The sequence below is a fragment of the Microbacterium sp. genome (assembly GCF_047972865.1).
In the GTDB taxonomy this organism is placed as follows: domain Bacteria; phylum Actinomycetota; class Actinomycetes; order Actinomycetales; family Microbacteriaceae; genus Microbacterium.
The window spans coordinates 1-8,331 of record NZ_JBKEAY010000032.1 but is presented as its reverse complement, the minus strand read 5'-3'; the positions used below and the strand labels follow the sequence as shown (position 1 = coordinate 8,331).

Genomic DNA, 8,331 nt, shown 5'->3' with positions numbered 1-8,331 from the left:
ACGCCGATGAGAGCTTTTGCACTGCACGATTCCGGCATGCACGACATGTGCCGCCGATGACGACACAAAAAGAACTTCTTTACCTGGACGGCGCCATGATCGGCGCGGTCCTTACCGGCAGCGTATCGTTCCTGCGAACGAGCCAGTCATTTCTTCGTCGGCCCCGTTCTCTCCCCTGCAATTGTCCCTTGCGTCTTCGCAACAGGGTCTACGAACGAAGTACCAAACGACCCGACCGAAAATGTCGGTTTCCGCTCCCCAGCGTCGAAGGTAGTCCCCTGCTACAAAGCCCACTATTACGCGAGCGACATCAGTCGTCAAGCTGACGCGCACGACATGAGCGAGTCCTCATGGTGCGTCCCACTCCACCGCGCCCCCCAATCCGCGAGACTACACCCGCGCAATCGAGACCACGCGGTTTACGTGCTGTCTCGATAGCCTCGCTGTAGTCTCGCGGGGTGGCGGGGTGGATCAACCGGCGGCGTCGGTGGACAGGACGGCGTAGAGCAGGGTGTGCACGCGGTCGCGCAGACCCGCTCCGGCTCCGGCGGGGTCGTCGGCGAGGGCATCCTTCGTCGCGTTGGCGGCGCTCGTGGGCAGCATCGCGAGCATGAGGTCGTTGCCGTAACGCACCGCGAGGGCCGGATCCATGAAACCGCCCAGCACCGCATCGGTCGTGACAAGACCGTCGAAGCCCCATTCGCCGCGGAGCACGTCCTGCAGCAACTGCTCATTGCCCCCGGCCCAGCGGCCGCCGACGTTGATGAACGAGCTCATCGCACCGGTGACGTCGCCCTCCTTGACGGTGATCTCGAAGGGGCGCAGGTAGAGCTCACGCAGCGCCTGCTCGTCGACGAACACGTTGACACCCGGCGCCCGCGCGTTGATCTCCTGCTCGTTGAGCACGAAGTGCTTCATGAAGGTGAGCACACCTCGGCTCTGCGCTCCCGAGACCATCGCCGCACTCATGGTGCCCGACAGCAGCGGATCCTCGGAGAAGTACTCGAAGTTGCGCCCGCCCATCGCGGTGCGGTGCAAGTTCATGCCCGGGGCGTACCAGCCCTGCACGCCGTACGCGTTCGCCTCGGCGCCGACCGCCTCGCCCAGGTCGTAGGCCAGGTCGTCGTTCCAGGTGGACGCCACGACCACCTGCGTGGCGAACGATGCCGCCCCCAGGTCGCCGAACAGGTAGTTCAGCCCGGCGGGGCCGTCCAGCAGGATCGTCGAAGGGATGCCGAGCCGGTCGACCGCTTCGGTCTTGTACGCGCCGTGGGTGAAGAGCGCGATCTGCTCGTCGACCGTCAACTGGTCGAGGAAGAGGTCCCACTGCGGGTCGTCGTACGCGAGCCCGGCGAGGTCGGCCAGCACGAGTCCGTTCGCGGCGCCGTAGGTCGGCGCCGCTCCGGCCACCGGGGCGATCTGCGGGTCCATCGTCGCCAGGAGCTCGTCGGATGCCTCGAGGTCCAGGTCCGCGCTGTCCGGGTAGGTGCCCTCCCAGTCATCGCGGGAGAGGGTGGTGAGGCCGTCGCCGGCGTAGCCGAAGCGGTTCATGACGGATGCCCCGGTGTCGGCATCCGTGTCGTACACGACCTCGTCCGCGACCTCGACGGGGAACGTGTGCAGCGGGGTGTGCACGTCGTCGGCGACGACGACGTCGTAGGTGCCCTGCTCCAGCACGTAGTGCCCGGCGCCGGAGCGGTCCCACGACGCCATGTCGCGCAGGGCGAAGGTGACCGTCAGCGTTTCGGTCGCGCCGGGATCGAGCAGCGCCGTCTTCGCGTAGCCGGCCAGCTCGATCGCCGACTTCTCGATGCCGCCGGGCGTGTACGGGGCCGAGAAGTACACCTGCACGACCTGTTTGCCGCCGACCTCACCGGTGTTGGTGACGGTCACGTCGACACTGATCTCGTCGTCGGTGACGACGGGGGCGGCGGCGTCGACGGCGAACGTCGTGTAACTCAGGCCGTACCCGAACGGGTTACTGCACGATCTGCTCGTAGGCCTCGTCGGCGGCGTACCGGGTCTCGTAGTAGCGGTATCCGACGTAGATGCCCTCTTCGTACTCAAGCACGCCGCGGCTGACGTTCTCGTAGCGGAAGTCGCCGAGGTTCTCGGCCGCCGGGGCGCTGCGGACGTCGTAGGCGTACGTGTCGGTGAGCCGGCCCGAGGGGGTGACCTCGCCGGTGAGCACCTTGGCGAGCGAGATCGCGCCGCGCGGCCCGGGCGTGCCGATCCATACCGCGCCGGTGATCTGGGGGTACTCGTTCAGGAATCCGAGCTCCATGGCGTTGCCCGCGTTGACCACCACGATGACGTCGTCGAAGGAGGTCGTCACGGTGTCGAGCAGGTCGCGCTGCGCGGCGCTCAGGCGGAGGCTCGTGGTGCTCAGGTCGGCCGCCTCGGACGCCCCCGAGCCGATCACGACCAGTGCGGTGTCGGCGAACCCCTGCGCCTGCGTCAGCACATCGTCGGTCAGGTAGTCCGGGGCCGGCTCGCCGTTGTCCTCGCCGCCCAGGAGGATGTCGACGATGCCGAGCAGACCGGTCGAGCCGGAGGACGTCTCGGCACCGGCATCCTCCATCGCGGCATACAGCTCGGGGTTGTACTCGATGCCCTGCTCGGTGAGCGCGTCGTACAGTGTGACGGCGCTGGCCTGGTTCGCCCCGCCCGACCCGGCACCGCCGTAGCGCAGGTTGAAGGACGCGAAGCTGAAGACGTTCACGCGGCGCTCGGTCAGCGGGAGGATGCCGTCGTTCTCCAGCAGCACGATTCCCTCATCGGAGATGCGTTCGGTGACGGCGACGCTGTGCGCACGTGCCTCGTCGCCGGCGGCGGTCGCGCTGTCGAGGGAGATCGAGGTGAGCCGCCCTAGGTCACGCACCGTAGGGGCGATGACGACGGCGATCACGGCGACGATGGCGACCGCGGCACCCCAGCCGATCAGGCGGCGCGGCCGGTTCTTGATGCGGCGGTAGGCACGCTCGCGGCGGCGGTCCTCACGCTTCTCGGCGCGGGTCATCGAGGAGCGGGCGGCCTTGCGCTCTGCCTTCTGCGCCTTCTTCGCGGCGCGCGCGGCGACACGGTCGGCCTTCTTCGCCGCGGTGCGGTCTGCCGGCGACATCGCCTTCAGTTCGGCGCGGCGGGCACGGCGGGCTGCCTTCTCCTCGGCGAGACGGCGGCGCGCTTCGGCACGGATCTCTTTGCGGGTTGCCATGGGTATTCAGTCCTCGCTGTCGGGGAGCGTGGGGCTAGTGCGATTGCTGCGATGGGCCCGCCAGGCGGATGCTGTATGGCGGAAGCCGCGCCAGAACTGCCCGTTGACCATGAGCAGCAGGCCGTCGATCATCGCGGCATCGACCGAACCGCCCGACATGCGGGCGACCGAGCGGAAGGGCAGGTCGAAAGCAAAGCGGACGTTGTTCGACGCGTGCGGGCGGCCGAGGGCGAGCAGTACCCGGCTGGTGCCCTCGATGAGGCCGTACAGCACACTCGCGAAGCCGCCGCGACCCCGCGTCTGGGCCACGATGTCGTCGCGTGTGAGCGGGCGGTCAGTCGCCCAGGCCGACGGCGGCAGCTCGCGGCCGAGGAGGGCCGCGAAGTCCGCGGCCCCGACGCGGTCGACATGTCCGGCGCGGTAGGCGCCCGACCCGCCCATCTCCGGCGGATCGCCGTCGATCTCGAGGCCGGCCCGCGCGCGGATGTCGCGGGACGAGACGCCGGCGAGCACCGTGTAGGCGCCGGGCGCGACGCGCCAGTCGTGGACACCGGTGTCGAAGACGCCGAACGCGTGCTCCGCGAGCGGGATGTCGAGGGTGGTGCTCCGCCCGGGTTCCAGGGTGACTTTCGCGAACCCGGCGAGCTGGCGGGGGGCGCGGAACTGGCCGGCAGCGGCATCCGGGGCCTCGACGTAGATCTGGACGACCTCCGCTCCCGCGACGTCGCCGGTGTTGGTCACCGTCACCCGCGCGTGGTCGCAGTCGGCGCTCAGGTCGGCCAGCGCGAAGGTCGTGTAGCTGAGACCGTGGCCGAACGGGTAGCGCACGGCGGCACCGACCTTGTCGTAGTACCGGTAGCCGACGTAGATGCTCTCGCGGTGCTCGCTGGTGGCCTCGCCACGCGCAAACGCCGTCGCCCCGGGTACATCGGCGTAGCGCAGCGGATAGGTCTCGGCGAGCTTTCCGGACGGGTTGACGCGGCCGGTGAGCACGTCGGCGAGCGCGGGGCCGAGGCCCTGGCCACCCAGGTACGCCAGCACGAGGGCGTCGACGTCGTCCGCGAAGGGCAGTTCGACGGGTGCGCCGCCGGCGAGCACGACCACGATGCGGGTGCCGAGCGCGATCAGCTCGCGGGTGAGGTCGAGTTGGTTGCGGGCCAGGCGCAGGCTGCCGCGGTCGACGGCTTCGGCCTCTGCCGATTCGTCGAGGCCGAGGAACAGCAGCACGGTGTCGGCCTGCTCGGCCAGGCGGAGGGCGCGGGCGCGCAGCCGCCGCGAGGCCGCGCCCTGGCGGCGGAAACCGGGCTCGTATCCGATGATGTCGAGGTCGGTGGCGCGCAGGGCGTTCAGCGGCGGCTCGATGCGGGTGGGATTGACCAGTGAGCTGCCGGCTCCCTGGTAGCGGGGCGTGGCGGCGAAATCCCCGATGACGGCGATGCGTCCCGACTGCGGCCCCAGCGGCAGCATCCGGTTGCGGTTGCCGGCCAGCACGATGGAGCCGCGGGCCGCGTCGACGGCGATCCGATGGTGCGCCTCGTGGTCGACGGCGGGGGCATCATGACCGGTGGTGTGCTCGATGAGGGTGAGCAACTCGTCGACCCGGGCGTCGAGCACGGCTTCGTCGAGCGTGCCGGACTCGACGGCGTGGATGATCTCGCGGTCGGTGACCCCATCGGTGGAGGGCATTTCGAGCGCGTTGCCGGCGATGAGTCCCGCGACGCGGTCGTTGTTGCCGCCCCAGTCGGTGACGACGAGGCCATCGAAGCCCCAGCGACGCCGAAGGATATCGTCGAGCAGCGCACGGTTCTCGTTCGCGTACACGCCGTTGATCTTGTTGTACGAGCTCATGACGGTCCACGCGCCGCCCTGCGTGATCGCGATGCGGAAGCCCTCGAGGTAGATCTCGTGGAGGGCGCGTTCGTCGACGACCTCGTCGATCGACATGCGGTGGGTCTCTTGGCTGTTGACCGCGAAGTGTTTGGCGCTGGCGGCCACGCCGCGTGACTGGATGCCGCGGATCATCGCCGCCGCGAGCAGGCCCGACAGCAAGGGGTCTTCGGAGAAGTACTCGAAGTTGCGGCCGCCCAACGGGTTGCGTTTGATGTTGAGGCCCGGCCCAAGCAGCACGCTAACGCGTTCTGCGGCCGCCTCGGCGCCCAGCGCGCGGCCGACACCGCCGATCAGGTCGGTGTCCCAGCTGTTGGCCAGCGTGGCCGCGGTGGGGAAGCAGGTGGCCGGGATGCTGGCGTTCAGGCCCAGGTGATCGGCGGCACCGGCCTGCTTTCTCAGGCCGTGCGGGCCGTCGGTGAGCATAATCGAGGGAACACCCAGCCGGGGCACCGGCTTGGTGTTCCAGAAGTTCGCGCCCGACATGAGGGACGCTTTCTCCGCGAGCGTCATCGCATGCCGGGATCGACCGAGATCAGTAGAGCCCACGCACACACTGTAGCTGAATTTCCACCATATGGTGGATATCCAAGGAGTCAACCGTGTCTGACCGTCCCGCTTCCCCCCGTCCCGACGGGTACGCCACGGGTCGCGCCACCAAGAAGGCCATCGTCGCCAGTGCTGCGCAGGCGTTCGCGCACAAGGGGTTCTACGGGGCGTCGCTGCGGAGCATCGCGACGGCCGCGGGCGTGGACCATTCCACGCTGCTGCACCACTTCGGCAACAAGACCCAGCTGTTGCTGGCCGTCATCGAGTGGCACGACCGTGAGCAACTACGGGAGGGGCTGCCGCACAGCGTCGCCGCCGAGGCCATCGTGAGCGGGTTCGTGCGGGCCGCGGAGAGCAACCGCGACACCCCGGGGTTGGTCCAGTTGCTGTCGATGCTCACCGCCGAGGCGGGCGCCGACGACCATCCTGGCCGGCCCGTGCTGCAGCGTCGACACCGCCGGATCATGACGCTGCTGGCGTGGGTCATCCGCCGCCAGCGCGCCAAGCTGGGTCTGCCCGACGACGGTCTCACCCCGGAGCAGCGCGCGGCAATGGTCGTCGCCACCTGGGACGGGCTGCAGCTGTTCGATGCGCTCAACCCCGGCATCCTCGACGTGCCCGCCATGGTGCAGCGCACCCTGCGCGAAGCGTTCGGCCTGCCCCCGCCCCCTGACCCACCCGCCGCCCGCTGACCCGCACGCCCGCCCCACCTCAAAACCCCGCGAGACTACACGCGCGCCATCGAGACCGCGCGGTTTACGTGCGGTCTCGATGGCCTCGCTGCGGTCTCGCGGGGCAGTGGCCGCGAGAGTGGCACCACCGTCGGCGGATGCCACCTACTCCCGCATGACGGTGTCGACGCCGGGGAGGTCGCTGAACCGAGCCTTGAGATCGAGGGAGACGATCTGGCGGCCGGTCTGGCGTGCATGGGCGGCGATGATCAGGTCGTGGGCGCCTCGTGGTGTTCCTGTCCGGCGGACGTGGTCGAGCAGGACCGCGTGCTCTGCTGCGGTCGACTTTGTGTACGGGAGCACCTCGATCGTCGCTTCGACATCCTCCACGAATCTCTCGCGAGCCGCCCTTCTACCTGCATCGGCGGCGAGGACTCCGTGGCGGAGCACGGCGAGCGTGATCGTCGCGATCGCGACGTCATCGGACTCCGAGATCCCGGTGGCGCCACCGCCATGGCGATCGAGGTCGATCAACGCGTTGGTATCGAGAATCAGTCGCGCCACGACGTACCCGTGTCGTTCGTCAGGAGATGCTCGGCGCTGACGGCATCGGAGGCGAAGTGATCGTCAGTTGCGGGGCTTGCGGCACGACGGGCGAGGAAGCCCCCGACGGTGCGCTCGCTCGCGGGCACGATGCGGGCGATCACCTTGCCGTCGCGCACGATGGTGTACTCCTCCGCGTCGTGCTCGACGCGATCGAGGAGCGCCGAGAACCCTCGGGAGGCATCGCGTGCAGAAACGGTCGTCATGACGACCAAGATACACCGCCGTCAGACACGTCAGACAGAGGGTCCGCTCCGACCTGCAGTGGGTCCGCATGGGCCCACGCGACAGCGGATGCCGATGGGATCGCCCACGAACGATGACCGACACGAACCGCCGCCATGTCACCCCGCTCGATGACCTCTCGCACGCCCCGCTCACTCACGTCGAGGAACTGCGCGATCGGCCCCACCGAGAAGTGGTCTCCGGGATGATTCCAGCCATCGCACAGCGCTTTCGCCCGCGCCCGAGGCCCCCCTCACCGTCGACGGTGTCTTGCCGAAGAGACGTTCTTCACCAAGGTCTTCATCGACGAGGACAACGAGCTGCGCGTCCAACACAACCGGCCCTTCGAGATACTCCTCGATCCGCAGGTCAACGCCGACGCCGTGACCTGGGCCGCAGACGTGGACAAGGCCCGAACCTCGACCAACGTTTCCGTTGGTAAGGGTTCGAGCCTCGTGTGTGGGGTGGGCGCAATGGAGCGTTGCGGGAACAGGCGGCCACGGGTTGCAAGGCTTGTTTCCGCGTGGAATCAAGGCATCCGCGCCGGCCCTGCCCTAGACCGGGAGCCGGACGACCCGTTGATTAGCGCATCAGCGGAACCATCGAAACGACCTCGAACACGGCTCACGGACGAGGAGGTGGACGCCATGCGAACAGCCCGCGCACGCGGCGTCGGCGTGACCGAACTGGTGAGGGTGGGTTGCGCGACCCGCTCAAAGGCTGGGCTCGCGAGGTGAAGTCCCTGCCCGACACGTTCAGTATCGAGCAGCCGGGTGTTGATGTCACGACTCTTGCGCTGCAGTTCGCCGAGATGTTCCAGCCGGCGGGGCACGCCGAGGTCGGTGGGCGAGTTGACCACGGTCTCCACCCGCAGCGCCCGCCAGTCATTGAGGTACTCCTTGACCCGGGAGCTCTTGTAGAACGTCTACAACGTGACCCCGTCACCGGCGTTGACAACCCTCGTGGTGAAACGTTCCTGCTTGCGGCGCTTCCGTCCCTGCCGGAACTGCCGGCCGAAGATGACCTCGAGCCGGTCGGGACGGCCGATCCCAAGGTTGTCAGTGATCAGCTGTTCAACGAACCCGCGGGCGTGTCTGGGTGCGTCGAACACGATCGTGCGACTCGTCTCGATCTGCCGCATCGACAGTTCCCACCAGTACCCGAACGTCTCGTCATACTCGC

The 8,331-nt window shown here is 68.5% G+C and carries 6 protein-coding genes and 1 pseudogene; 1 reads left to right on the top strand and 6 read right to left on the bottom strand.

Features of this window, described 5'->3' with window-relative positions; genetic code table 11:
- Nucleotides 1–471: 471 nt before the first annotated feature.
- The 3 genes from ACK5KK_RS01760 to ACK5KK_RS01750 form a co-directional block, all read right to left on the bottom strand.
- Nucleotides 472–1,893 carry a glycoside hydrolase family 3 N-terminal domain-containing protein gene (locus ACK5KK_RS01760; RefSeq protein WP_416888372.1) on the bottom strand — a complete coding sequence of 474 codons (1,422 nt, stop codon included), beginning with the start codon at nt 1,891–1,893 and terminating at the stop codon, nt 472–474.
- Between the two features lie 85 nt (nt 1,894–1,978).
- The gene (locus ACK5KK_RS01755) at nt 1,979–3,214 is read right to left on the bottom strand and encodes a glycoside hydrolase family 3 protein (RefSeq protein ID WP_416888371.1); all 1,236 of its coding nucleotides are present in this window, start codon (nt 3,212–3,214) and stop codon (nt 1,979–1,981) included.
- 6 nt (nt 3,215–3,220) lie between these two features.
- Nucleotides 3,221–5,650 carry a glycoside hydrolase family 3 C-terminal domain-containing protein gene (locus ACK5KK_RS01750; RefSeq protein ID WP_416888370.1) on the bottom strand — a complete coding sequence of 810 codons (2,430 nt, stop codon included), beginning with the start codon at nt 5,648–5,650 and terminating at the stop codon, nt 3,221–3,223.
- 53 nt (nt 5,651–5,703) lie between these two features.
- Here ACK5KK_RS01750 and ACK5KK_RS01745 point away from each other — a divergent pair, with 53 nt between their 5' ends.
- On the top strand, nt 5,704–6,342 hold the full coding sequence (locus ACK5KK_RS01745) for a TetR/AcrR family transcriptional regulator (protein ID WP_416888369.1): 639 nt from the start codon (nt 5,704–5,706) through the stop codon (nt 6,340–6,342).
- Nucleotides 6,343–6,486: 144 nt separating this feature from the next.
- Here the strand turns inward: ACK5KK_RS01745 and ACK5KK_RS01740 are convergent, their stop codons facing one another.
- From ACK5KK_RS01740 to ACK5KK_RS01730, 3 genes and pseudogenes are all read right to left on the bottom strand, one after another.
- A complete protein-coding gene (locus ACK5KK_RS01740) occupies nt 6,487–6,885 on the bottom strand; it encodes a type II toxin-antitoxin system VapC family toxin (protein WP_416888368.1) in 399 nt (132 codons plus the stop codon).
- Nucleotides 6,873–7,130, bottom strand: a complete 258-nt coding sequence (locus ACK5KK_RS01735) for a type II toxin-antitoxin system Phd/YefM family antitoxin (protein ID WP_416888367.1) — start codon at nt 7,128–7,130, stop codon at nt 6,873–6,875. The genes ACK5KK_RS01740 and ACK5KK_RS01735 overlap by 13 nt, the downstream gene beginning before the upstream one ends.
- Before the next feature lie 944 nt (nt 7,131–8,074).
- A pseudogene (locus ACK5KK_RS01730) lies at nt 8,075–8,331 on the bottom strand (hypothetical protein); the annotation flags it as partial.